Source organism: Streptomyces sparsogenes (genome assembly GCF_001704635.1).
In the GTDB taxonomy this organism is placed as follows: Bacteria; Actinomycetota; Actinomycetes; order Streptomycetales; family Streptomycetaceae; genus Streptomyces; species Streptomyces sparsogenes.
Window position 1 is genome coordinate 119,635 of record NZ_MAXF01000020.1, and the last position, 22,379, is coordinate 142,013.

The 22,379-nt window shown below is 74.0% G+C and carries 20 protein-coding genes, 1 other RNA gene, 1 pseudogene and 1 CRISPR repeat array (1 of these 23 running past the window's edge); of the genes and pseudogenes, 10 read left to right on the top strand and 12 right to left on the bottom strand.

The genetic code is table 11. From position 1 onward, the window contains the following. Positions 1-209: a CRISPR direct-repeat array (repeat unit 25 nt; unit sequence GGGACCATCCCCGCGGGTACGGGGA); it begins 116 nt to the left of the window's first position. Positions 210-661: 452 nt separating this feature from the next. Both rnpB and BBH68_RS03600 read right to left on the bottom strand, forming a co-directional pair. Next, positions 662-1,065, bottom strand: an RNA gene (gene rnpB, locus BBH68_RS03595) — RNase P RNA component class A. A 57-nt stretch (positions 1,066-1,122) separates the two neighbouring features. Further along, positions 1,123-1,692, bottom strand: a complete 570-nt coding sequence (locus BBH68_RS03600; protein WP_065958768.1) for a Uma2 family endonuclease — start codon at positions 1,690-1,692, stop codon at positions 1,123-1,125. Between the two features lie 202 nt (positions 1,693-1,894). On the opposite strand from BBH68_RS03600, the gene yaaA reads away from it, so the two are divergent. Next, a complete protein-coding gene (gene yaaA, locus BBH68_RS03605; RefSeq protein ID WP_065958769.1) occupies positions 1,895-2,692 on the top strand; it encodes a peroxide stress protein YaaA in 798 nt (265 codons plus the stop codon). Positions 2,693-2,844: 152 nt separating this feature from the next. Then, complete coding sequence (gene eda, locus BBH68_RS03610) at positions 2,845-3,495, top strand: bifunctional 4-hydroxy-2-oxoglutarate aldolase/2-dehydro-3-deoxy-phosphogluconate aldolase (RefSeq protein ID WP_065958770.1); 651 nt, start codon at positions 2,845-2,847, stop codon at positions 3,493-3,495. A 118-nt stretch (positions 3,496-3,613) separates the two neighbouring features. Here eda and BBH68_RS03615 read toward each other — a convergent pair whose 3' ends face one another. The 3 genes from BBH68_RS03615 to BBH68_RS03625 all read right to left on the bottom strand — a co-directional run bounded on the left by BBH68_RS03615 (position 3,614) and on the right by BBH68_RS03625 (position 6,784). Beyond that, the gene (locus BBH68_RS03615) at positions 3,614-4,993 is read right to left on the bottom strand and encodes a bifunctional RNase H/acid phosphatase (protein ID WP_065958771.1); all 1,380 of its coding nucleotides are present in this window, start codon (positions 4,991-4,993) and stop codon (positions 3,614-3,616) included. Positions 4,994-5,159: 166 nt separating this feature from the next. After that, entirely contained in the window at positions 5,160-5,903 is a 744-nt protein-coding gene (locus BBH68_RS03620; protein ID WP_104531212.1) for a zinc ribbon domain-containing protein, read from the bottom strand. Continuing rightward, the gene (locus BBH68_RS03625) at positions 5,900-6,784 is read right to left on the bottom strand and encodes a Nif3-like dinuclear metal center hexameric protein (protein WP_065958772.1); all 885 of its coding nucleotides are present in this window, start codon (positions 6,782-6,784) and stop codon (positions 5,900-5,902) included. The genes BBH68_RS03620 and BBH68_RS03625 overlap by 4 nt, the downstream gene beginning before the upstream one ends. A gap of 207 nt (positions 6,785-6,991) precedes the next feature. Between BBH68_RS03625 and BBH68_RS03630 the strand changes: the two are divergent. Continuing rightward, a pseudogene (locus tag BBH68_RS03630) lies at positions 6,992-8,077 on the top strand (hypothetical protein); the annotation flags it as partial. Between the two features lie 746 nt (positions 8,078-8,823). Further along, positions 8,824-8,994, top strand: a complete 171-nt coding sequence (locus BBH68_RS41755) for a hypothetical protein (protein WP_170066527.1) — start codon at positions 8,824-8,826, stop codon at positions 8,992-8,994. Positions 8,995-9,158: 164 nt separating this feature from the next. Here BBH68_RS41755 and BBH68_RS03635 read toward each other — a convergent pair whose 3' ends face one another. From BBH68_RS03635 to BBH68_RS03650, 4 genes are all read right to left on the bottom strand, one after another. Next, positions 9,159-9,857, bottom strand: coding sequence for a hypothetical protein (locus BBH68_RS03635; RefSeq protein WP_065958773.1), 699 nt, complete (start codon positions 9,855-9,857; stop codon positions 9,159-9,161). A 59-nt stretch (positions 9,858-9,916) separates the two neighbouring features. Further along, the gene (locus BBH68_RS03640; protein ID WP_065958774.1) at positions 9,917-10,864 is read right to left on the bottom strand and encodes a 3-oxoacyl-ACP reductase; all 948 of its coding nucleotides are present in this window, start codon (positions 10,862-10,864) and stop codon (positions 9,917-9,919) included. A gap of 80 nt (positions 10,865-10,944) precedes the next feature. Continuing rightward, positions 10,945-12,030 (bottom strand): Zn-dependent alcohol dehydrogenase, encoded by a 1,086-nt coding sequence (locus BBH68_RS03645; RefSeq protein ID WP_065958775.1) that lies wholly within the window; start codon positions 12,028-12,030, stop codon positions 10,945-10,947. 68 nt (positions 12,031-12,098) lie between these two features. Further along, positions 12,099-12,953 carry a MaoC/PaaZ C-terminal domain-containing protein gene (locus BBH68_RS03650; protein ID WP_065958776.1) on the bottom strand — a complete coding sequence of 285 codons (855 nt, stop codon included), beginning with the start codon at positions 12,951-12,953 and terminating at the stop codon, positions 12,099-12,101. 338 nt (positions 12,954-13,291) lie between these two features. On the opposite strand from BBH68_RS03650, the gene BBH68_RS03655 reads away from it, so the two are divergent. Together BBH68_RS03655 and BBH68_RS03660 are read left to right on the top strand one after the other, a co-directional pair. Then, on the top strand, positions 13,292-14,506 hold the full coding sequence (locus tag BBH68_RS03655; RefSeq protein ID WP_065958777.1) for a sensor histidine kinase: 1,215 nt from the start codon (positions 13,292-13,294) through the stop codon (positions 14,504-14,506). Continuing rightward, positions 14,503-15,108: a response regulator transcription factor gene (locus tag BBH68_RS03660; RefSeq protein ID WP_065958778.1), complete on the top strand. Its 606-nt coding sequence runs from the start codon at positions 14,503-14,505 to the stop codon at positions 15,106-15,108. The genes BBH68_RS03655 and BBH68_RS03660 overlap by 4 nt, the downstream gene beginning before the upstream one ends. Before the next feature lie 50 nt (positions 15,109-15,158). Here the strand turns inward: BBH68_RS03660 and BBH68_RS03665 are convergent, their stop codons facing one another. The 3 genes from BBH68_RS03665 to BBH68_RS03675 form a co-directional block, all read right to left on the bottom strand. Continuing rightward, positions 15,159-16,055: a double-stranded RNA binding motif domain-containing protein gene (locus tag BBH68_RS03665; RefSeq protein ID WP_065958779.1), complete on the bottom strand. Its 897-nt coding sequence runs from the start codon at positions 16,053-16,055 to the stop codon at positions 15,159-15,161. Further along, positions 16,052-16,591 carry a SigE family RNA polymerase sigma factor gene (locus tag BBH68_RS03670; RefSeq protein ID WP_065958780.1) on the bottom strand — a complete coding sequence of 180 codons (540 nt, stop codon included), beginning with the start codon at positions 16,589-16,591 and terminating at the stop codon, positions 16,052-16,054. The genes BBH68_RS03665 and BBH68_RS03670 overlap by 4 nt, the downstream gene beginning before the upstream one ends. A 66-nt stretch (positions 16,592-16,657) precedes the next feature. Beyond that, entirely contained in the window at positions 16,658-18,154 is a 1,497-nt protein-coding gene (locus BBH68_RS03675; RefSeq protein ID WP_065958781.1) for an MFS transporter, read from the bottom strand. A 298-nt stretch (positions 18,155-18,452) separates the two neighbouring features. Between BBH68_RS03675 and BBH68_RS03680 the strand changes: the two genes are divergently transcribed. The 4 genes from BBH68_RS03680 to BBH68_RS03695 all read left to right on the top strand — a co-directional run bounded on the left by BBH68_RS03680 (position 18,453) and on the right by BBH68_RS03695 (position 22,355). Further along, entirely contained in the window at positions 18,453-19,157 is a 705-nt protein-coding gene (locus tag BBH68_RS03680) for a class I SAM-dependent methyltransferase (RefSeq protein WP_065958782.1), read from the top strand. A 164-nt stretch (positions 19,158-19,321) separates the two neighbouring features. Next, positions 19,322-20,230, top strand: a complete 909-nt coding sequence (locus tag BBH68_RS03685; RefSeq protein WP_065958783.1) for an N-acetylmuramoyl-L-alanine amidase — start codon at positions 19,322-19,324, stop codon at positions 20,228-20,230. A 165-nt stretch (positions 20,231-20,395) separates the two neighbouring features. Next, entirely contained in the window at positions 20,396-21,217 is an 822-nt protein-coding gene (locus tag BBH68_RS03690) for a DUF5336 domain-containing protein (protein ID WP_065958784.1), read from the top strand. A 127-nt stretch (positions 21,218-21,344) separates the two neighbouring features. Next, positions 21,345-22,355: an LLM class F420-dependent oxidoreductase gene (locus tag BBH68_RS03695; RefSeq protein WP_065958785.1), complete on the top strand. Its 1,011-nt coding sequence runs from the start codon at positions 21,345-21,347 to the stop codon at positions 22,353-22,355. Positions 22,356-22,379: the final 24 nt, after the last annotated feature.

The window sequence follows — 22,379 nt, forward strand, 5'->3', positions numbered from 1 at the left end:
CGGGACCATCCCCGCGGGTACGGGGAGCAGGCAGCTTCCGGGCCTCAGCAATGTGGTGCTTGGGGACCATCCCCGCGGGTGCAGGGAGCAGCTGCGGTAATCCTGGGCCATCGCCCAAGCGCGGGGACCATCCCCGCGGGTGCGGGGAGTAGTCCTGCATGATCGGGCCGTCGCCGTCCGGCGGGGGACCATCCCCGCGGGTGCGGGGAGCAGACTCAGCGACCTGGGGGTTTACCGGCGCACGTCCTGCGCCTTGCACACTTTCAGAGAGTCCGACACAAGGGGCATAGATGCACAACTTTCCGCCACCTTGCAATTCCTGACCACCCGGGGTGCCTTCAACCGTAACTGCTCGCGAAATGCCGCCGCTCGACAGCCAGACTGATGCACCGAGTGATCAAGGTGGTCGTAACAGCCGTCTGCTCTGCTTGGGCTCCATACTGGTCGCTTACGGTGTCGCGGGCGTCGGCGGCGGTTGTGAAGTCGCCAGGCGATGGTGCCAGGTCTGGACTGAGGCCGTCAGCAGGTTCCTCCTGAGGATCCTCTGGATGGCTGGCGGTCGGGCCGTCACGACCTGCCCGATACGGGGCCTTCCGGCCTTGTCGCTGCCGTCCCTCTCATCGCCGCCGGGATGGCCGGACATGGAAAGTCGCAGGTGGGGCGGACGAGTCGGCCTGTACGCCGGGTTCTGTTCCTCAGGGCCCTCGCGGCCCCTGAGGCGGCGGCCATCCATCTAGGGCCGACGTTGCCGCCGGCCTCGTGCGGTCTACCCGCGGACTCGGGCGGGCAGCCCTCGGTCGTCCGCGCAGAGCCGCCTGGGCGGCTCCTCTTGACCTTGCTCCGGGTGGGGTTTACCGAGCCGTCCGAGTCACCTCGGACGCTGGTGGTCTCTTACACCACCGTTTCACCCTTACCGGAAGCCTCGCGGCTCCCGGCGGTCTGTTTTCTGTGGCACTGTCCCGCGGGTCACCCCGGGTGGGCGTTACCCACCACCCTGCCGTGTGGAGCCCGGACGTTCCTCGGCGGGATCCCGAAGGATCCCGACGCGACCGCCCGGCCGGCTCGTCCGCCGTGGTGACCATGGTACCCGGGGCGTGCGGTGGCCAGCGCCCTGCGGCGGCGTCAGAGGAAGTCGGCGGTCTTGAGGGGGAAGGAGAAGGGCGCGGGAAGGTTGATCGACTTGCCGAAGGGGACCGTGACGACCTCCCGGTAATTGGCATTCTCCGGGTCGCTGAACAACGTCACCGAGCTCTTCTCCCGGTCGACGAGGAGGTAGAGCGGGATGTTTCCGCTCGCGTAGCAGTGGCGCTTGGCCTCCCGGTCGCGGTCCGGCTTGGTCGAGGTGACCTCGACGACCATCGATACGCCCGCGCAGTCCGTCCAGGGCCCGGCACCTCGGAAGAGTCGCTGGTCGTGGGGCACGAGGGTCCCGTCAGGGATCACATGGTCGGGCACGGTCCGCGCGTGGCGAGGGACCTTGAGCCCCTTGTTGCCGGAGAAGTCCATATCGGTGGCGGACTTCCTGATCACCTGCCTGACAATCCGGCTGATGTAGGTCTCGTGGTCCCCGTCCGGCAGCCCGGTCACGACGATCTCCCCGTCGATCAGCTCGGTCCGGAGGCATTCAGGCGTGTCCAGGAGCAGAAAACCCTCCAGCAGGACCTCCTCCTGCGTCAGCGACTCATGCGTCATGGCACTCGCTCCCCCACTTATCCGGTGTTGCCGCCACGGTAGGTGGTGAGGGAGACGGCGCCGTGCGAAGCGGGGTTCGCCTCACTCGATCGTGCGCACGGGTGCCCGCGCGCCGGGCGGCGGGTCGGCAAGTCGTAGGCTGCCACGGGCCCGCCTGGAAGCCGCGAAGGCCCGGAAGTCGTGAAGCGAGGGAGAGAAGACCGTGCTCGTGCTGTTGCCGCCGTCGGAGGGGAAGGCTCCGGCGGAGTCGGGGAGTCCGGTGGAGTTGGGGGCGCTCTCGTTGGCGGGGCTGGGCGGGGCGCGGGGGGTGGTGCTGGACGAGGTGGTGTCGCTGTGTTCGGGGGATGTGGTGAAGGCCGCCGAGGTGCTCGGGTTGAGCGAGGGGCTGCGGGGTGAGGTGGCGAAGAACGCGGCGCTGCGGGAGGCCGGGACGCGGCCGGCCGGGGAGATCTACACCGGTGTGCTGTACGACGCGCTGGGGCTGGCCAGCCTGCCGGCGGCCGCGCGGCGGCGGGCCGAGCGGTCGCTGCTGGTGTTCTCAGGGCTGTGGGGCGCCGTACGGATCGATGACCGGATCCCGTCGTACCGCTGCTCGATGGGCGTGAAGCTGCCGGGCCTCGGCGCGCTCGGGGCGTTCTGGCGGGCGCCGATGGGCGAGGTGATGCCCGAGGTGGCCGGGGACGGGCTGGTGCTGGATCTGCGGTCGGCGGCGTACGCGGCGGCGTGGAAGCCGAAGGGTGAGGTGGCGGAGCGTACGGCGACCGTGCGGGTGCTGCAGTCGAAGATCGTGGACGGGGTGGAGAAGCGGTCGGTGGTCAGCCACTTCAACAAGGCGACCAAGGGGCGGCTGGTGCGGGATCTGCTGGTGGCGGGGGCGGAGCCGGCCGGGCCCGAGGAGTTGGTGGAGGCGCTGCGGGGGCTCGGGTACATCGTGGAGGCGGCCGCGCCCGGCAAGCCCGGGCGGGGCTGGGGGGTGGATGTGGTGGTCACCGAGGTGTAGGGCCCGAGCCCCTGGTCTCCAGCTCGGCGCGTTCCTTGCCGAGCTGCCGGGCCGACTCCCCGCTGATCCCGAAGCGGCCGCCGGGCGCTGACGAGACACGCACGTTGCAGCATGTGCAATGGACGTTGCTAATAGTGTGCGGCGGCGGCAGGATGGCGGCCGTGAACAGCGCCGCCCCCTCCGCCAAGCCCTCCGTACTCGACCTCGCCCCCGTCATCCCCGTCGTCGTCATCGACGACGCGGCCCACGCCGTGCCCATGGCCCGCGCCCTCGTCGCGGGCGGGCTGCCGGCGATCGAGGTGACGCTGCGTACCCCGGCCGCGCCGGACGCGATCCGGGCCATCGCCGAGGAGGTGCCCGGGGCGGTCGTCGGCGCCGGGACGGTGCTGACGGCGGAGCAGGCGGAGACGGCCGTCGCGGCCGGGGCGCGTTTTCTGGTCAGCCCCGGGTGGACGGACCGGCTGCTGGACGCGATGCGCGCCTCGGGCGTGCCCTTCCTGCCGGGGGTCTCGACCACCTCGGAGGTCGTGGCGCTGCTCGAGCGCGGGGTGAGCGACATGAAGTTCTTCCCGGCGGAGGCCGCCGGGGGGACGGCCTATCTGCGCTCGCTCGCCTCCCCGCTCCCCCAGGCCCGCTTCTGCCCCACGGGCGGCATCGACGCCTCCCTCGCCCCGGGCTATCTGGCCCTCCCCAACGTGTGCTGCGTCGGCGGCACCTGGATGCTCCCGCCGGACGCGGTCGCCGCGCGGGACTGGGGGCGCGTGGAGCACCTCGCGCGCGAGGCGGCGTCGCTGCACGCCTGATGACGGCGCGGGCGCCGTCAGGCGGTCGCCGGCGCTGAAATCTGCGGTGAGTATGGGACAGCGCCGTGGTGTCGGCGTGTCGCTGTCCCATACTCACCGCAACCCGGGCAATGGCCCGTTAGCGCAGGTGCGTCGTGTCGTTCAGCAGCCGCAGCGACGCGTTGCCGTCCGCGTAGTACGCCAGCGCCGACAGCGACGCCGCGGAGATCTCCATCCGGAACAGCGCCTCCGGCGGCGCGCCCAGCGCCAGCCGCACCAGGGTCTTGATCGGCGTCACGTGGGTGACCAGCAGCACCGTACGGCCCGCGTAGCGCGCGACCAGCTTGTCCCGGGCGAGCGCCACCCGGCGGGCGACCGTCGCGAAGCTCTCGCCGCCGCCGGTGGGGGCCGTCTTGGAGGAGGTGAGCCAGGCCTGGAGGTCGTCCGGATAGCGCTCCCGTACCTCCCCGAACGTCAGGCCCTCCCAGGCCCCGAAGTCGGTCTCCCGCAGCCCCTCCTCGATACGGACGTCCAGGCCCAGGCGGGCCGCGACCGCCTCGGCGGTCTCCACGCAGCGCGTGAGCGGTGAGCTGACCACGGCCTGGATGGTGCCGCGCGCCGCGAGCGCCGCCGCCACCAGCTCGGCCTGGCGGCGGCCCACGGGGGAGAGGTGGGGGTCGCTGCCGCCGCTGCCGGAGAAGCGCTTCTCGGGGGTGAGCGCGGTCTCGCCGTGCCGCAGCAGGACGAGGGTGGCGGGCGCGCCCAGGTCGGCGGGCGCGGCCCAGCCGCGGGGTGCCGCCATCTGGGCGGAAGTCGGCGGCGGGGTGGCCCCCGGAGTGGCGGTTGGGGTGGTAGTCGCCGGAGGGGCGGTCGCGGCGGCGGTTGCCGGGGCAGCAGGCGCCGTGGGTGCCTCCAGGGCGTCGTCGGCGGATGGCTGGGCCCCGGCTCCCGCGTCGTGGGCGGACGGTTGCCCCCCGCCGCCCGCTTCCCCGGCGGCCGTCGCGCCCCCCGCCGCCCCCGCGAGGTCCTCCCCGCCCGCCAGCGAGCCCCCCGGCGGCGGCTTGGGCCGCCACTGCTCGCCCCGCTTGCCCGCGTCCATCGCCTCGTTGGCGAGCCGGTCCGCGTGCTTGTTCCGCTCGCGCGGGATCCACTCGTACGACACCCGGCCCGGCGGGAAGACCACCCTCGCCTCGGCCGCGAGCGGGCGCATGCCGGGGTGCTTGATCTTCCAGCGGCCGGACATCTGCTCGACCACGAGCTTGGAGTCCATCCGGACCTGGACCTCGGCCTCCGGGTCGAGAGCGTGTGCCGCCCGCAACCCGGCGATCAGGCCCTTGTACTCGGCGACGTTGTTGGTCGCGGTGCCGATGTACTCCGCCGCCTCCGCGAGGGTCTCGCCGGTCTCCGCGTCGCGGACGACCGCGCCGTAGCCGGCCGGTCCAGGGTTGCCCCGGGAGCCGCCGTCCGCCTCGACGAGGAAGCGGCGGGTCACCGGCCTAGGGGGTGTCTTGCGGATCATGCTGGGCTCCCGACGCCTGGCACGCCCGCCCCCAGGCTTCGCCCGGGAGGTGCCCCCGGCTGCGTTGTCGTCGTCGCACGCAGCGCCGCTGCGCTCTCCTCCTCCGCCTTGCGGCTGGACGCACCAGACGCCGCTCGCTGATCCAGCCTGACCCGCAAGACACCCCCTACAGCCCCGACTCGGGCATACGGACCAGGATGCGGCGGCAGTTCTCGCAGCGGACCACCGCGTCGGGGGCCGCCGCCCGCACCTCGTTGAGCTCGGTGATCGCCAGCTCCTGGCGGCAGCCGTCGCAGCGCCGCTGGTAGAGCCGGGCCGCGCCGACGCCGCCCTGCTGCTCGCGCAGCTTGTCGTAGAGCTTCAGCAGATCGGCGGGGATGGTGCCGGCGATGACCCCGCGCTCCTTGGTGACGGTCGCCACCTCGGCGTCGATCTCCCCGGCCGCCGCGTCCCGGCGGGCGGTGGTGTCGCCGATCCGGTCCTGCAGCGACTGGACGCGGCCGGTCAGCTCGGTCACCCGCTCCTGCGCGGCCTCGCGGCGCTCCATGACCTCCAGGACGACGTCCTCCAGGTCGCTCTGGCGCTTGGCGAGGGAGGCGATCTCGTGCTGGAGGTTCTCCAGGTCCTTCGGGGAGGTGACGGCGCCGGAGTCCAGGCGCTTCTGGTCGCGGGCGGCGCGCTGGCGCACCTGGTCCACGTCCTGCTCGGCCTTGGTCTGCTCGCGGGCGGTGTCGCTCTCCTCGGTCTGCGCCGCGACGAGGAGGTCGCGCAGCTGGGTGAGGTCGGCGTTCAGGGCGTCCAGCTCGGCGTGCTCGGGCAGCGTCCTGTGCTTGTGGGCGAGTTGGGAGAGCCGGACGTCGAGGGCCTGGACCTCGAGGAGGCGGATCTGGTCGGCGGGCGCGGCGTTCAGCGGGGGGCTCCAGGGGTGGTGGTGGGCGGGACGTGAGCGGGGGTGGGCGCGTGAGCGGTCCAAGGGTCGGTGACCGTACGGGAGATATGGGTCCGCAGACCCCAGCCGTGGCGGTCGGAGATCTCGTCGAGCTGCGCGGCGGCCTGCTCGACCCAGGGCCACTCGGTGGCCCAGTGGGCGGCGTCCAGCAGCGCGAGGTCGTCGCCGCCGGGCATCGCCGCGGCCTGCTGGGCCTCGGAGGCGGGGTGGTGGCGCAGGTCGGCGGTGAGGTAGGCGTCGACTCCGGCCGCGCGCACCTCGGCGAAGAGGCTGTCGCCCGAGCCGCCGCAGACGGCGACCGTGCGGATCAGCCGGTCGGGGTCGCCGGAGAAGCGGATGCCCTGGGCGGTGGCGGGCAGCCGGGCCGCGGCGCGCTCGGCGAAGTCCCGCAGCGCGACGGGGTGGTCCAGCTCGCAGACCCGGCCGAGCCCGCGGCGGCCCGCCGGGTCGGTGGGGTCGGGCACCAGCGGGCCGGTGATCCGCAGGTCGAGGGCGCCGGCGAGGGCGTCGGAGACTCCGGGGTCGGCGCGGTCGGCGTTGGTGTGGGCGACGTGCAGCGCGATGTCGTTCTTGATCAGGGTGTGCACGACCCGGCCCTTGAAGGTGGAGGCCGCGACCGTGGTCGTCCCGCGCAGGTAGAGCGGGTGGTGGGTGACCAGCAGGTCGGCGCCCAGCTTCACCGCCTCGTCGGCGACTTCCTGGACGGGGTCGACGGCGAACAGCACGCGGCCGACCTCGGCGTCGGGGTCCCCGCACACCGTGCCGACGGCGTCCCACTGCTCCGCCCGCTCGGGCGGCCAGAGTGCGTCGAGTGCGGCGAGGACGTCGATGAGTGCGGGCACGGGGCAAGGCTACCTCCCGCACCCCCCGCAAGCCTTGCCCCTGCCTTCACTCAGCGCGACGGCCGGGGCTGGTTCGGCACCCAGCACAGCCCGGCCAGACTTCTCCGGCGAATCGGGCGACAGACACACTTACGTGTGAAGCGAGCCGATTTCGGTGTTCGGCAGGGAGTGCGAAAACTACGTTGAGTGGTCGGAGGTGACTCAACGATGACAGCCTGTGCCTTCGATGCCGCGCTCGCCGCAGGCCCCACCGGTGCCCTGGGCGCCGCCCAGCGGCGCCGAGCGGCGTTCACGATCGCCGCGGACGGGTCGTACGGTGCCCGGCTCGCGCTCAGCGGCGAGGCCGGGTGCTGGTTCCCGGAGCGGTGGACGCTCGACGGGCCCGAGCCGTACGCGGTGCCGCTGCCCGCCGCCCAGCCCGAGGAGCCGGACAGCGAGGTGCTGCCCCTCGCCGACGGGCAGGTGCTGATCCGCCGCCGGGTGGCCGGCCGCCACACCCTGTCCCTGCTCTACCCGGCCGGCCCCGGCACCGGTGAGCGGCCGCTCGGGGCCGTCGAGTGCGCCGAGCTGTCGCTGCTGCCCCCCGCGCCCGGCGGCTCCTCCGCCTTCGCGCTGGGCCACGGCGAGCGGTCGACCTCGGTGTGGCTGGTGCACGGCGGCGGCTTCGGGCCGCAGCACCTGGCCGAGGTGCCCGGCCACTGCACGGGCGGCATCTGGCTGGACCGTACGGGGCGGCTGCTCGCCCTCGACCGGCGGCTCGACGGCCGCACCAAGACCGTGGTCGTCGATCTGCGCCGCGGCGGCGAGACCAGCCCGCTGCTGCAGATCACCGACGACAGCGACGACCGGCTGCTGCTGGCCGACCCGGACAGCGGGCTGCTGCTCGTACGGTCCGACGCGCCCGGGGACGAGCGGCTGGGGTGGGGGGTGCTGGGCAGCGCCCGGCCCGTCAGGTTCCCCGACTGTTTGCGGCCCGCGCAGGCCGAGGCCACGCCCTTCGCGGTGCAGCCGGGGCAGGTGCTGACGCCGGAGGCGTGCGCGGTGGCCTTCCGCATGGACGGCCCGGCCGGGCGGCCGTGGGTGGGTCTGTGGCGGCCGTCCGAGCGGCGGTTGCGGCAGCTCCCGGCGCCGGAGGGCTGGCTGGCCGGCGCGGGCCTGTGGTCCCGCGACGGCGAGCTGCGGCTGCCGTACGCGACGGGGCAGGTGCCGTGCGGGCTGGCGCGGCTGCGGATGCCCGAGCCACCGGAGCCGCCCCGGGTGGCGCGGGTCGCGTCGCCGTCGCTCGCGGCCGGGGTGGCGGTGGCCGCGTGGACCCGGGTCGGGGCGGGGGCGGCGGCCCCCGGGGGCGAGACCGGGGTGGAGCCGTGGGCCGGGACGGGGTCCTGGGCCGGGGTCGCGCAGGAGACCGGCCCGGAGGCGGAGCCCGGCCCCGAGGCCGGGCAGGAACCCCGGCGCGACGGCGGACCTGGCTCCGGGCCACCTGCCGGTGCCGAGCGGGGGAGGGAGCGCCTCCCGCAGCGGGAGCGGGAGCAGCTACCGCTGCAACAGCGGGAGCCCGTACGGGTGCGGGAGGAGGGGCTCGCGGGCGAGCAGGGGGGCATCGCCGGACGGGAGCCCGGGCAGGGGGGCATCGCCGGACGGGAGCCCGAACAGGGGCCTGCACGCCTGCCCGAGCGCTTGCCCGCCCACCGGCTCAGACCCCAGCTCATGCCCGGCCCCGCGCTCGACCTCGCTCCCGGGCCTGGTGTGGCCGCGCGGCCCGTACCACTCCAGCAGGCCCCGCTCGCCCGCCGCGACCAGCTCCGTCCGTCCCATCCGTCCCATGAGCCCCGCCCGCCCCGTCCACCCCGTTGGGTCCGAGATCGACGCTCTGGTTAGACTCCTGCGGGGGGCCACGGCAGCCGCGTTCCGTTCACCCGCGGGGCGCCCGGTGACACGTGTTGACGTCTCTTGACCCTCGTCGTGACGTCGTGGCGAGTTGACTTCCTGATCGGCCTCCCGTACACCGTACGCAGCGATCTGACGGGGTGACTTCCCAGATGTCCCAAGCCCGCACGAACACGACCGAGTCGCGTCCGCAGGAGGCGGCCGCCGCCGCGGGGGCCGCCGACACCGTCCACGGCAAGCACCGGGGCCCGGCCGCGTCCGAAGACGCCCAGACCCCGCCCCACGGCCGTCACCGCCGCCCCGGCGAGACGGCGGCGTCCTGAAAAGCCGGCTGACCTGGCCCGCCACGGGGCCGGGACCCCGCCGGGGTCCCGGCCCACGTCGGATGTGGTCCGCCCGCTGGTCTGGAAGACCCTAGGTCCGGCTCAGACCCTAAGTCCGGCTCAGACCCTAGGTCCGGCTCGGGCTCTAAGTCCGGCTCAGACCCCTAGGTCCGGCTCGGCGCCTTGACCGGGACGCAGGGGAACTCGTCGGTGTCCACCTCGACCTTCTTCGTGGGCCCGCACAGCTCGAACGACGTGGCCTTCTCCGTGTCCGACAGGCTGAACCCGACCACGCCGACCTTGGTCGCGCCCTGCTCGACGGTGCTCCCCAGGAGGGATTCGCTCCAGCCGTAGGTGCGCCAGTCGCCGCCCGTGTCCTGCTGGACGTCATCGAGGTCCACCAGCTCGCTGCTGGGGTACGCCTCGGCGAAGCAGTAGCCGCTCTCCCCGATCTCGCACGGATGCTCCGTCGACTTGTACTTCAGCCGAAGGTATTTGATCTCGGCCTCTTCCACCGCACGGTCGGGCAGTTCCCCGGTCACGGCGACGTAGACGGCGACATAGTGCTTCCCGGGCTCGGCCGACTTGCCTGCCAGCTCGGGCGTCCAGCTGGTGTCCACCGGCTTCACCCGCAGGCCGAGGGGCATCCCCGGTTCGGTCGTCACAAAGTCCTTGCCCGGGAAGTCGGCGAACTTGGTATACCTGGGCTGCGAGGCGGTCGACGACGGCCCGGCGCTGTTGGACGGCGCGTCGCCGGCGCCCTTGGCGCCACCGCCGCTCTTGTCGTCACCGCCGCCGCCCGAACATCCCGCGACCAGGAGAAGTGAGCCGATAGCGAGCGCGGTCAGCGTGCGAGTCGACATGTGTCCCCCTCAGGCCGTGGCAGAAGCCGCATCATAACGAGGAGGTCAGCGCAGCGGCCCTACCCGCGCTTGAGCCCCAGCACCTCCACCGCCGCGAAGGTCTCCGCGCGGGGGCGGCCGGCGAAGTAGGGCGTCAGGGCCGCGTCCAGCTCCTCGAAGGTGAAGACGTCCTTGGCCGTGTCCACCTTGACCGCCACCTTCGGCCGCTCCAGGACGGCGACCATGCCGCCGTGGACGACGAAGACCTGCCCGGTCACCCCCGCCGCCCCCGGCGCCGCCAGGTAGCCGACGAGGGGGGCGACGTGTTCGGGGGCGAGTGCGTCGAGGGTGCCGTCCTCGGGGGGTTCGAGGGCGGCGAAGACGTCCTCGGTCATGCGGGTGCGGGCGCGCGGGCAGATGACGTTGGCCGTGACGCCGTACTTGGCGAGCGCGGCCGCCGTGGAGGTGGTGAGCCCGACGATGCCGCCCTTGGCCGCCGCGTAGTTCGGCTGGCCCGGGGAGCCGGCGAGGAAGGCCTCGGAGGAGGTGTTCACGATCCGGCCGTGGACGGGGCCGCCGTCCGCCGCCTTGGATCGCTCGCGCCAGTGGGCGGCGGCGAAGCGGGTGGTGTTGAAGTGGCCTTTGAGGTGGACGCGGATGACGGAGTCCCACTCGTCCTCGCTCATCGAGAAGACCATCCGGTCCCGCAGGATGCCCGCGTTGTTGACCAGGATGTCGAGCGCGCCGTACGTGTCGACCGCGAGCCGCACCAGCTCGGCCGCCTGGTCGAAGTCGGCCACGTCCCCGACGTGGGCGGTGGCGTCTCCCCCGGCCGCCCGGATCTCCGCCGCCACCGCCTCGGCGGGGGCGGCGGACGCCTCGCCCGAGCCGTCGCGCCCGGGGCGGCCGAAGTCGTTGACGACGACGCGGGCGCCCAGGCGCGCCAGCTCCAGGGCCTCGGCGCGGCCGAGGCCGCGCCCGGCCCCGGTGACGATGGCGGTCTTCCCCGCCAGTGGCGTGTTGGGCATGGAACGTCCTCCCGGGTCCGGGTCGGTCTCCAGGGTCGGCTGCCAGGTCGTGCGGGCGGCGCGCGAGGCGCGGGGCGGCGTCAGACCTCGACGCAGGTGCGCAGCGCCTCTCCCGTGCGCATCTGGTCCAGCGCGTCGTTGATCTCGGTGAGCCGTACGCGGTGGGTGATGAGCCCTTCGAGGTCGATCCGGCCCGCCCGCCACAGCGCGACGGCCCGGCGGTACGAGCGGAGCACGTCCCCGCCGCCGTACAGCGAGGGCAGGATCCGCTTCTCGTCGAAGAACAGCTCGAACATGCTGAGCTGGAGGAAGTCGTCCAGCGCCCCCGCCCCGACCACGCACAGCGTGCCGCCGCGCCGCGTCGCCTCGTAGGCGGTGCGGGCGGTGGCGGACCTGCCGACGACCTCGAAGACGTAGTCGAAGCCCTCACCCGCCGTGACGCGGTTCTTGGCGTCGGCCAGGCCCTCGGGAGCGACGGATTCGGTGGCGCCGAAGCGGAGCGCCGCCTCGCGCCGCGACTCGACGGGGTCGACGGCGACGATCTGCGCGGCGCCCGCCGCCCGGGCGCCCTGGATGGCGCTGATGCCCACGCCGCCGCAGCCGATGACCGCGACCGAGGAGCCCGCCTCGACCTCGGCCGTGTTGAGGGCGGCGCCGAGGCCCGTGGTCACCCCGCAGCCGATGAGGGCCGCGATCTCGTACGGGACGTCGTCCGGGATCGGCACGGCGCACTGCGCGGGCAGCACGGCCTCCTCGGCGAAGGTGCCGGTCCCGGCGAAGCCGAAGATGTCCTGGGGGGTGGCGCCCGGGCGCTTGAAGTTGGGGGTGCCGGCGTTCATGAAGCCGGCCAGGCACAGGTGGGTCTGGCCGCGCTCGCAGGCCGGACACGAGCCGCAGGCGGGCAGCCAGCACACCAGCGCCCGGTCGCCCGGGCTCAGTCCGGTCACGCCCTCCCCCACCTCGACGATCTCGCCCGCGCCCTCGTGGCCGGGGACGAAGGGCCCGGGCTGAGGCAGTACGCCGCTCATGGCGGACAGGTCGGAGTGGCACAGCCCGGTGGCCTTGACGCTCAGCCTGACCTTGCCCGGTCCGAAGCCCACCGCCTCCATGTCGTCGACGACCTCGAGCTTGTCCTGCCCTATCTCGTGCAGTACGGCTGCGCGCACAGCGGCTCCTCTCGTCCGTGGGAGGTGCGAGGTGGGGTTCTTCGGGTTCCTCAGATTCCTCAGGTTCCTCAGTGGTGCACGACCGCCGTGTCGGTCAGGACCGGCGCGTCGTCCCGTTCGACGGCCGTGGCCAGCAGCCGCACCTGGCCGGGCTCCCGCCACATCCGGATGCGCAGCGTCTCGCCGGGGAAGACCACCCCGGCGAACCGCGTGGTGTACGAGCGGACGCCGGCCACGTCGCCGCCCAGGGCGGTGTCCACGACGGCCTTGAGCGCGATCCCGTAGGAGCACAGGCCGTGCAGGATCGGCCGGTCGAAGCCCGCGACCTTGGCGAACTCGGGGTCGGCGTGCAGCGGGTTCCAGTCCCCGGAGAGGCGGTAGAGCAGCGCCTGGTCCTCGCGGATCGGCCGCTCCACGGTCAGGTCGGGCTCGCGCGCGGGGGGTTCGACGCGGTCGGCGGGCCCGCGTTCGCCGCCGAATCCGCCCTCTCCGCGTACGAAGATCCGGCTGTCGCAGGTCCACAGCGGGCCGTCCGCGTCGGCGACCTCGCTGCGCAGCACGATGACCGCGGCCTTGCCCTTGTCGTAGACGGCGGCGACCTTGGAGGTCTGGGTGGCGTCCCCGGCGAGCGGGATGGGCCGGTGCAGCTCGATGGTCTGGCCGCCGTGCAGGACGGCGGCGAGGTCGACGTCCACGCCGGGGGCGCTGAGGCCGCCGGCCAGCGCCATGCCGCCGCCGGCGACCGTGGCGAAGCTGGGGAGGACGTGCAGCCTGCTCTCGAGGGTGTAGCGGAGCTCGTCGGGGTCGGTGGCGGGGATGCCCGCGCCCACGCCGAGGTGGTAGAGCTGGATGTCCTTGTGGCCCCAGGTGAGAGCCGTCGTCCGGGGTTCGGCCGAGACGGCCTTGGCGGCATCGATGGGCATCGCTGAGAGCACTCCTCGCCACGCTGTGGAAGACCCCGGCCCGCCCGTCCGCACCGTCGGCCGTGCCGGGGTCGTAACTGGTCGGCCGCTGTGTTTCCGGTGTACGGGCGTGTTGGGCGGCCCGCGCGGCGGAGCCGCGTATCGACACAGGAACGTGTTCTAGCCGATGGCCCATGTATAGCCCAATCCCCTCCCGGTGGGAAGACTGCTGACGATGCGTCAGGTCTCGCCCGGATCCCTTGCGGCCCCGCCCCGCGCCCGGCCGGGACAAATGTCACGGGCCACGCTCTGACAACCGGATCTGCCCAGCTCACCGATGGCTTCCGTAACCTCGGACCATGTCTGCCAGAACCGCCGACGCCCCGGAGACCCCGCGCATCGCCCGCCGCAGGCCGCCCGGGCCGGTCGCCTTCCTGCCCTGGTTGTTCATGCTCACGGGGGGCGTCATGGACCTCGTCCAGGGCGAGACCCCGCTGCCGTGGCTCGGCGCCGCCGGGGTGGTCGCCTTCTGCGCGCTGTACGCCGCCACGGTCTTCACCGGCCTCGACAGGCGGCGCCGCCACACCCCGCTGTGCGTCGGCTCGCTCGCCGGGCTGGCCCTCGTCGGCTACGCGCTGGCCATCGGCTACGCGGACAACTGGCTGCTCTGCTTCCCGCTGCTGTCGCTGGCCACCGGCATCGTGCTGCGGGGCCGCCCGCTGGGGCCGCTGATCCTGCTGTACTCGGCCTCCGCCGGGATCGTCTCCGGCTGGCGCGGCGGCGGGGACGAGGCGATGACCGTCGCCTACGGGACGATGTTGTCCGGTCTGGTCACGGCGGCCATCCTGTCGCTCTTCGACACCGTCGCCGAACTCCGCGCGACCCGCCAGGAGCTGGCCCGCAGCGCCGTCGAGAAGGAGCGGCTGCGCTTCTCCCGCGATCTGCACGACCTGCTGGGCCACACCATGTCCGTGGTGGTGGTCAAGGCGGAGGCCGTACGCCGGCTCGCGCCGCGCGACCTGGACGCCGCGCTGGGCCAGGCCGCCGACATCGAGGCCGTCGGCCGGCAGGCCCTCACCGAGATCCGGGAGGCCGTCACCGGCTACCGCGAGGGCAGCCTGGCGACCGAGCTGGACCGCGCCCGCTCCCTGCTGGACGCCTCCGGCGTCGACTCCGTCGTCCGCCGGTCCGGTCCGCCGCTCCCCCCGCAGGCCGAGGCGCTGCTGGGCTGGGTGGTCCGCGAGGGCGTCACCAATGTGGTGCGGCACAGCGGGGCGCGCCGGTGCGAGATCGAGGTCCATCAGGAGGCCGGTCGGGTGCGCCTGGAGATCGTCGACGACGGGAACGGCGTAGGCTCCCGTTCCGCCGGTGAAGCCGTCCCTGGTGGGCGGGGAGGTACGGGCCTCAAGGGCCTGGCCGAGCGGCTGGCCTCGGCGGGCGGCTCGCTGGAGGCGGGCCCGGCCGGGCGCCGCGGCTTCCGGCTCGTGGCCGCGCTGCCGGTGGACGGCGACGGTGCCAACGGGCAGGACAGGGAAGGGGGTCCGATGGACGCCAAGGAGGTCCGGACCGCGTGATCAGGCTACTGCTGGCCGAGGACCAGGGCATGATGCGGGGCGCGCTGGCCCTGCTGCTCGGCCTGGAGCCGGATTTCGAGATCGTCGCGCAGGTGGGCGCGGGCGACGAGATCGTGCCCCGCGCCCTGGAGACACGCCCTGACGTGGCCCTCCTCGACATCGAACTCCCGGGCCGCAGCGGCCTGGACGCCGCCGCCGCGCTGCGCGAGGCGCTCCCGGCATGTCAGGTGCTGATCCTCACCACCTTCGGCCGCCCCGGCTATCTGCGCCGGGCGATGGAGGCGGGGGCCGCGGGCTTCCTGGTCAAGGACGGCCCGGTCGAGGAGCTGGCCGTCGCGGTCCGCCGGGTGCTCGCGGGCGAGCGGGTCATCGACCCGGGCCTGGCCGCCGCGGCCCTGAGCGCGGGCCCCAACCCGCTGACGCCACGCGAACGGGACGTGCTGTCGGCGGCGGTGGACGGGGCGACCGTCGCCGACATCGCCGCCAAGGTCCACCTCTCCCCCGCCACCGTCCGCAACTACCTCTCCTCGGCCATCGGCAAGACGCAGACCCGCAACCGCATGGAGGCGGTGCGGGCGGCGCGCCAGAACGGCTGGCTGTGAGAGCGGGCTCCGGTGTCCGCCGAAGCCCGCCGTGGGCCGCCCGCCCGACGTCACCTCCCGGGCGTCTTCGCCTTCGCCCGCGCTTTCGTCCCGATCACGTCCTCCTGCCGCATGGCGGGCCCGAGCCGCGTCCGCTTCCCCGTGGCGTCGTAGAGGTCGATGAAATCGTCCGGTACCCCGGCGGCCGGGCGCTCGCTGACGATCCAGCGGACGTCGGTGCCCTTCACCCGGAGCAGCTTCGGCTCGTCGGTCGAACCGCCCTTCCAGTGGATCACCACGCGCTCCACGTCCGGCGCCAGCCACGCCATCCCCACCGGGGCGGCCTCGGCACCCTGGTGCTGGTACGAGCCGCCCAGCAGCGTCTCCCCCTTGCCGGGCTTCGGCGACACCCAGTCCGCCATCGTCCGCGGCTTCCCCCCGCCCTCGGTCACCCGGGTGGAGAACCAGGTCACGCCGATGCGCAGGGTCTTCGGGTACTTCCCCTCCCACGTGTCGTTGAGTATCGGGTAGGCGTCCCCCCGGCGCGTCGCCAGATCGTACTGGCGGCGGGCCTCCTCCTTCGTCCGCGCGGGCCCGTAGACGGTGACCGAGACCTGCCACCGCTTCCCGTGGGCCGTCCCCTTGGCCACGACGGTCGTGACCGGGTCCAGCGGGGCGGGCGCCGACGCCGGGGCGGCCGCGGCGGACGCCGTCCCTCCCCGGCCGGACTCGCCGAACTGCCCGAGGCCCACTCCTCCGGCCACCAGCACGGCCGTGACCGCCAGCGCGGTGGCTCCCACCCGGCGGCGGGCCCTGCGCCGGCGGCCGGCGCGGACCACGTCCGGGTAGGGCGCGGGGCCGATGGTCACCTCGTCCGCGATCGTGCCCAGCCGGTCGGCCAATTCGCCCCCTTCACGGTCCGGGTCCCCCGCGTACTCGGGCTCCGCGTACCACGACTCCCTGTTCATCGCACCTCCCCGTGACCCGCGGTCACGTCTTCGCGCGCCAGCGCCGCCCGCAGCTTCGCCAGCCCCTTCGCCGCCTGGCTCTTGACCGTTCCGACCGAGCAGCCCATGGCGACCGCCACCTGTGACTCGCTGAGGTCCTCCCAGTACCGCAACACCACGGCCTGACGCTGCCTGGGCGGGAGCTGCGCCAGGGCGTGGCGCAGCATCTCCCGGTCGTCGGCCAGGGAGATCCGGTCCCGGTCGGGCGTCTGCGAGCCGTCGGCGTGGTCCTGGGAGAGGGTCAGCAGCTCCTTCAGCTTTCTGCGGTGGCGCCGCGCGTGCTCGTTGACCAGCACGCGACGCACATAGGCGTCCGGCTCGTCCGCGGCGCGGACCCGCCGCCATGCGACATAGACCCGGACCAGGGCCGACTGGACCAGGTCCTCGGCCGTGTGCTGCTCGCCGCACAGCAGATACGCCGTGCGCAGCAGCCGAGGCCAGCGCGCGGCGACGAACTCCCGGAACTCCTCGTCCCGGTCCGCCGTCGTGTCCCCCATGGGCACCTCCTTCGCCTTACGGAGTCCACGAAGGCGGCGAACCGTTGCCCGGCCGCGGAGGAATTCTCAGGGGCGGCGGTGCGGGAGGGCCACGGCCATCAGCACCACGGCGGCCGCGATGATGCACGAGGCCACGGTGAACGCGTGGCCGTACCCGGCCGCCAGCGCCACCGGCCCCGGCCCGTCGCCGGTGCCGCCGCTGCCGTCCCCGGCACCGCCCCCGGCTCCGGTCGCGGTCGTGGCAGCCGTCGCCGTCGCCGAGATGCGGTCGGCGGCGACCGCGGTCAGGACCGCCAGGCCGAGCGCGCCGCCGATCTGGCGGCTGGTGTTGACCAGGCCCGCCACCAGTCCGGCCTCGGACGGCGCGGCGCGCGAGGTGGCGGCGGTGGCCAGCGGGGTCATCATCAGGCCGGAGCCGAGCGACATGACGATCGCGGGGCCCAGGACGGTGCCGAGGAAGGTGCCGTCGGCGTCCATCCGACTCTGCCAGGCGTAGCCGACGACGGCCATGGTCCCGCCGGCCATCGCCAGCGTCTTGCCGCTGACCACGCCCATCAGCCGGGGCGCGAGCTTGGAGCCGAGGATGATGGACAGGGTGTGCGGGAGGAAGGCCAGCCCGGCCTGGACGGGGCTGAAGTGCAGCACGTTCTGCAGGTAGAGGGACATGAAGTACCACATGGCGAACATGCCGCCGCCGCACACCAGCATCACCGCGTTGGCCGCCGAGACCGCCCTGACGCGGAACAGACCGAGCGGCATGAGCGGCTCCCGGGTGCGCGCCTCCACGGCGACGAAGGCGACGAGCAGCGCGCACCCGCCGAGCAGCGGTACGAGCGAGGCGGCGGCGCCCCAGCCGTGCTGCTCGGTCCCCACGATGCCGTACGCGAGGGAGGCGACCCCCGTCGTGACGAGGACCGCCCCCGGTACGTCGAGCCGGCGGCCGGCCGCCGCCCGGCTCTCGACCAGCCACCAGCCCGCTGCGACCAGGACCAGCGCGCCCACGGGCACGTTGACCAGCAGCACCCAGCGCCAGGAGAGGTAGTCGGTGAGCAGCCCGCCGACCAGCCCGCCCGCGGCGCCGCCGCCCGCGCCGACCGCCGTCCAGGTGCCGATCGCCCGGGTGCGCGCCGCGCCGCCCGGGAAGGAGGTGGTGAGGATGGTGAGGGTGGCCGGGGAGAGCACGGCCGCGCCCAGGCCCTGGGCGGCGCGGGCGGCGATCAGCTGCCAGGGCTGCTGGGCGAGCCCGCCCGCGAGGCTGGCCGCGGTGAACAGGCCGAGGCCCACGAGGAAGGCCCGCTTGCGGCCGAAGAGGTCGGCGGCCCGCCCGCCGAGCAGCAGGAACCCGGCGAAGGTGAGCGCGTAGGCGTTGACCACCCACTGGAGCGCGGTCTCGCCGAGCCCCAGGTCCGTACGCATGGACGGCAGCGCGACATTGACCACCGAGACGTCCAGGACCACCAGGAACTGTCCCGCGCACGCCACCAGCATCACCGCCCAGGCCGGTGGGGTGACGCGGGGGGCGGCGGATGAGTGGTCCGTGGCGGAGGGGGTGTGGGCGGACATGGCCGTGATGCTGGCATCGAGCGAGGCGAGGTGCATCGTATTTTTGTCGTACCTAAGGGGGGTGTTGGGCGTAGAGCTCGCGTAGGAGGCGCACACGCATGTGCGCAAGCCGGGGCGCGCGCTCGCGCTACGCCGGGGGCGCCGGGTGAAGCGCCGGAGGGACTGATCATGTCGGTGACGCCGGGGATCGGCCCATGGGCCAAGGCCGAGCCCGGCTCCGCGCACCACCGCCCGGTACCGCCACCCGATACCGCCACCCCCGCTGCCCCGCCGCCGCGCCGTACGGCACGATGGCCGGGTGACCCAGCCTGCTGCCTCCGCCCCCGCCGGCGCTCCCACCGAGACCCCCGACGCCCGTACGCCCGACGCCCGTACGCTGGCCGCGTTCGAGGCCGCGAAGGGCTTCATGCCCGTGGACGAGGGCCTCGCCCTGTACGCCGCCGCGGCGGACGCGGCCGCCGCGCTGCGGCTGCCGCTCCTGGAGGTCGGCACGTACTGCGGCCGCTCCACGATCCTGCTGGCCGCCGCCGCCCGCGCGGCGGGCACGGTCGCGGTCACCGTCGACCACCACCGCGGCTCCGAGGAGCAGCAGCCCGGCTGGGAGTACCACGACCCGGAGGTCGTCGACCCGGAGGTCGGCCGGATGGACACCCTGCCGACCTTCCGCCGCACCCTCCACGCCGCGGGTCTCGAGGACCATGTGATCGCCGTCGTCGGCCGGTCCCCGCAGGTCGCGGGCGTGTGGGGCAAGCAGGTCGGGCTGGTGTTCATCGACGGCGGCCACACCGACGAGCACGCGAGCGCGGACTACGAGGGCTGGGCCCCGCACCTGGCCCCCGGCGGGCTGCTGGTGATCCACGACGTGTTCCCCGACCCGGCCGACGGCGGCCAGGCCCCGTACCGGGTCTACCGCCGCGCCCTCACCTCGGGCGCCTTCACGGAGGTCTCCGCGACCGGCTCGCTGCGCGTGCTGCGCCGCACGGAGTCAGCCGCGTCCGGCTGACCCCACCAGCCTGACCCTGCCCGGCTGCCCCTCTCCTGCCGCCCCTGCCCGCCTGCCCCTGCCCGGCCGCCCCTGCCCGGCTGACCTGCCCCCGGCTGCCCCCGTTCGACCGCCCTGGCCGACCCGCCCGCGCCCGCCGGTCCCGCACGGCTACCATCGCCCGAGTGTCGAACGGAAGCTTTCCTCCCAGCCCGGGCCGCCGTGGCGGCACCCTCGCGGTGGTGCTGACCGCGCTGGTGCCCGCCTGTCTCGCCGGGTGGCTGATATGGGATTCCATGGGCGACCCCGAGAACGGCGACGCCGGCTCCCGGCCGACCGCCGACAGCACCTCGATCGCCCCGCCCCACAGCGGCGGGCCGCCGGGCACGGCGACGAAACGTCCGAAGGACGACGCCGCCCGGCCGCTCGCCGGCAAGGTCGTGGTCATCGATCCCGGCCACAATCCGACCAACCGCGACCACCCCTCCCGGATCGCCCGCAGCGTCGACATCGGCACGGCGACGAAGGAGTGCGACACCACGGGCACGGCCACCAACTCCGGCTATGCCGAGGCGTCCTTCACCCTGGACGTCTCGCGCCGCGTGCGCGCCCTGCTCCAGGCCCGGGGCGCGAAGGTCGTCCTCACCCAGGACGGCGACCGGGCGTACGGGCCCTGCGTGGACGAGCGGGCGGAGATCGGCAACGAGGCGCACGCCGACGCCGCCGTCTCGGTCCACGCGGACGGGGCGGCCGCCGGGCAGCGCGGTTTCCATGTGATCCTGCCGGCCTCCGTGCGCGGGGGCGGGGCCGACACCTCCGGGATCACCGGGCCTTCCCGCCGTCTCGGCGAGCGGCTGGTGAGGGAGTTCCGCGCGGCGACCGGCAGCGAGCCCGCCAACTACATGGGCGACGGCACCGGTCTGAAGGTGCGCGACGACCTGGGCGGACTCAACCTCTCCACCGTTCCCAAGGTGTTCATCGAGTGCGGCAACATGCGTGACCCGAAGGACGCGGCACAACTGACCGACGCGGCGTGGCGGGAGCGCGCCGCCCGGGGGATCACCCAGGGCATTACGGACTTCTTGAACGGATAGCGCAACAACTCCCGAACGGCAGGTCACGACCGGGACACCGATCGGGCACCCCTGCTCACCGGCGATAGATTCACCCGTACGATGGGGCACCACCCCCGACGCCTTCGCGCCCCGCGCCCGGCGACTGCCGTCCCGTAAAGACGAAACCGACAAAGGACTTCTACGTTGAACATCCGCTCCCTCACTCGAGGCGACGGCGTGGTGATCGGAGCAGCGGTGTTGCTGTTCATCGCCTCGTTCCTCGACTTCTACACGGTCGACTGCAATGGCCCGTGCTACGGCGACAACGGCACCAACGCCTGGGAGTCCGAGATCTTCCCGGTGCTGCCGTCGATCTTCCTGGCCGGTGTGATCGCCGCCGCCCTCATCGTCTCCGCGCGCTTCCAGCCCCAGGGCCGCAACCTGTTCGGGCTCGCGCTCGACCAGTGGGGCACGGCCCTCGCGGTGTTCGCGGCGTGGACCTCGCTGTGGACGATCATCGGCGGCCCCAAGCAACTCGACTCGGGCGTCGGCCAGATCCTCGGCCTGATCGCCACCCTCGCGCTGGCCGCCGGCGCCCTGCTCACCCAGCGGGTCCCGGCCCTGAAGGCCCCGCTGATGAACGCGGCCGGCCCGGTCCCGTCCCCGTACGGCGCCCCCGCCCCGCAGCCCGGCTACGGCTACCCGGGCCCGGGTGCCGCGCAGCCCGGTCCCGCCCCGTTCGGCGCGCAGCCGGGCCAGCCGACCCAGCCGTTCGGCGCCCAGCCGGGCCAGAGCCAGCCGACCCCGCCCCCGGCGTCGGGCGGCTCGGACTTCGCCCCGTTCTGGTTCGCGGTGCCGGTGGCCCGCCCCCTGTACGCGGAGGACGGCTCGTCGTCGACCATCGCCGAGCTGGCCCCCGGCACCTGGTACCTCGCGGTGGAGCAGCGCGGTCAGGCGCTGGTCGCCCAGACGCAGGACGGCCGCCGCGGCGTGCTCCAGGACACCACGGGGATCCAGCGCGGCTGACCCTCCCGGGCGACGGCCCCCCGACCGGTCTACCGGGCGGGGGGCCGTTGCCATTCCCGGACCGGGCCCGTACAGTCCGAGCGTCCAGATGGCCTGACGCACCGTCATACGGGATGGAAGGGGTGCCATGCGGCTCGGACTGGCGCTCGGCTACTGGGGCCGCGGCCCCGACCCCCGCCATCTGGAACTGGCCCGGCAGGCCGAGCGGTTCGGCTATCACTCAGTGTGGACGGCCGAGTCCTGGGGGTCGGACGCCTTCACCCCGCTCACCTGGATCGCCGCCCACACCACCCGCGTCAGGCTGGGCACGGCCGTCGCGCAGATGGCCGCCCGCACCCCCACCGCGACCGCGATGCACGCCCTCACCCTCGACCACCTCTCCGGCGGCCGGATGATGCTGGGCCTCGGGCTGTCCGGCCCGCAGGTCGTCGAGGGCTGGTACGGGCGCCCGTTCCCGAAGAGCCCGCTGACCGCCACCCGCGAGTACGTGGAGGTCATCCGGCAGGTGCTGCGCCGGGAGGCCCCGGTGCGGCTGGACGGGCGCTTCCACGCGCACCCGTACGCCGGGCCGGACGCCACCGGCCTCGGCAAGCCGCTCAAGCCGATCGTCCACCCGCTCCGTGGCGACCTGCCCCTGCTGCTGGGCGCCGAGGGCCCCAGGAACATCGCGCAGACCGTGCGGATCGCCGACGGCTGGCTGCCGCTGTACTGGTCACCGCTGCGCACCGAGCTGTTCGAGGCGGCGCTCGCCGAGGCGGCCAAGGGGTTCTTGGTGGCGCCCATGGCGCAGGCCCGGGTCTGCGCGGACGTCGCGGAGGGGCTGCTGCCGGTGAAGGCGATGCTCGGCTTCTACATCGGCGGCATGGGCCACGCGGCCCGTAACTTCCACGCGGATCTGATGGCGCGCATGGGCTACGAGGCGGAGGCGCGGCGGATCCAGGAGCTGTTCCTCGCGGGCCGCCGCGAGGAGGCCATCCAGGCGGTCCCGGACGCCTTCGCGGACGAGATCTCGCTGGTCGGGCCGCGCGAGCGGATCGCGGAGCGGCTGGAGCTGTGGCGCGCGGGCCCGGTGACCGACCTGCTGGTGACCGCCCCCGACCCGCACACCCTGCGGGTCCTGGCCGAGCTCAACACCTGACGGGCCGTTCGATTGGGCTTCGCT

What these genes read in the sequence shown, in the direction of transcription:
- BBH68_RS03650 (WP_065958776.1), bottom strand. Translation starts at nt 12,953, where the DNA reads ATGCCCATCGATGCCGCCAAGGCCGTCTCGGCCGAACCCCGGACGACG.
- BBH68_RS03640 (WP_065958774.1), bottom strand. Translation starts at nt 10,864, where the DNA reads ATGCCCAACACGCCACTGGCGGGGAAGACCGCCATCGTCACCGGGGCC.
- BBH68_RS03670 (WP_065958780.1), bottom strand. Translation starts at nt 16,591, where the DNA reads ATGGGGGACACGACGGCGGACCGGGACGAGGAGTTCCGGGAGTTCGTC.
- BBH68_RS03615 (WP_065958771.1), bottom strand. Translation starts at nt 4,993, where the DNA reads ATGATCCGCAAGACACCCCCTAGGCCGGTGACCCGCCGCTTCCTCGTC.
- BBH68_RS41755 (WP_170066527.1), top strand. Translation starts at nt 8,824, where the DNA reads ATGTCCCAAGCCCGCACGAACACGACCGAGTCGCGTCCGCAGGAGGCG.
- BBH68_RS03655 (WP_065958777.1), top strand. Translation starts at nt 13,292, where the DNA reads ATGTCTGCCAGAACCGCCGACGCCCCGGAGACCCCGCGCATCGCCCGC.
- BBH68_RS03600 (WP_065958768.1), bottom strand. Translation starts at nt 1,692, where the DNA reads ATGACGCATGAGTCGCTGACGCAGGAGGAGGTCCTGCTGGAGGGTTTT.
- BBH68_RS03675 (WP_065958781.1), bottom strand. Translation starts at nt 18,154, where the DNA reads ATGTCCGCCCACACCCCCTCCGCCACGGACCACTCATCCGCCGCCCCC.
- BBH68_RS03695 (WP_065958785.1), top strand. Translation starts at nt 21,345, where the DNA reads ATGCGGCTCGGACTGGCGCTCGGCTACTGGGGCCGCGGCCCCGACCCC.
- BBH68_RS03635 (WP_065958773.1), bottom strand. Translation starts at nt 9,857, where the DNA reads ATGTCGACTCGCACGCTGACCGCGCTCGCTATCGGCTCACTTCTCCTG.
- eda (WP_065958770.1), top strand. Translation starts at nt 2,845, where the DNA reads ATGGCGGCCGTGAACAGCGCCGCCCCCTCCGCCAAGCCCTCCGTACTC.
- BBH68_RS03665 (WP_065958779.1), bottom strand. Translation starts at nt 16,055, where the DNA reads ATGAACAGGGAGTCGTGGTACGCGGAGCCCGAGTACGCGGGGGACCCG.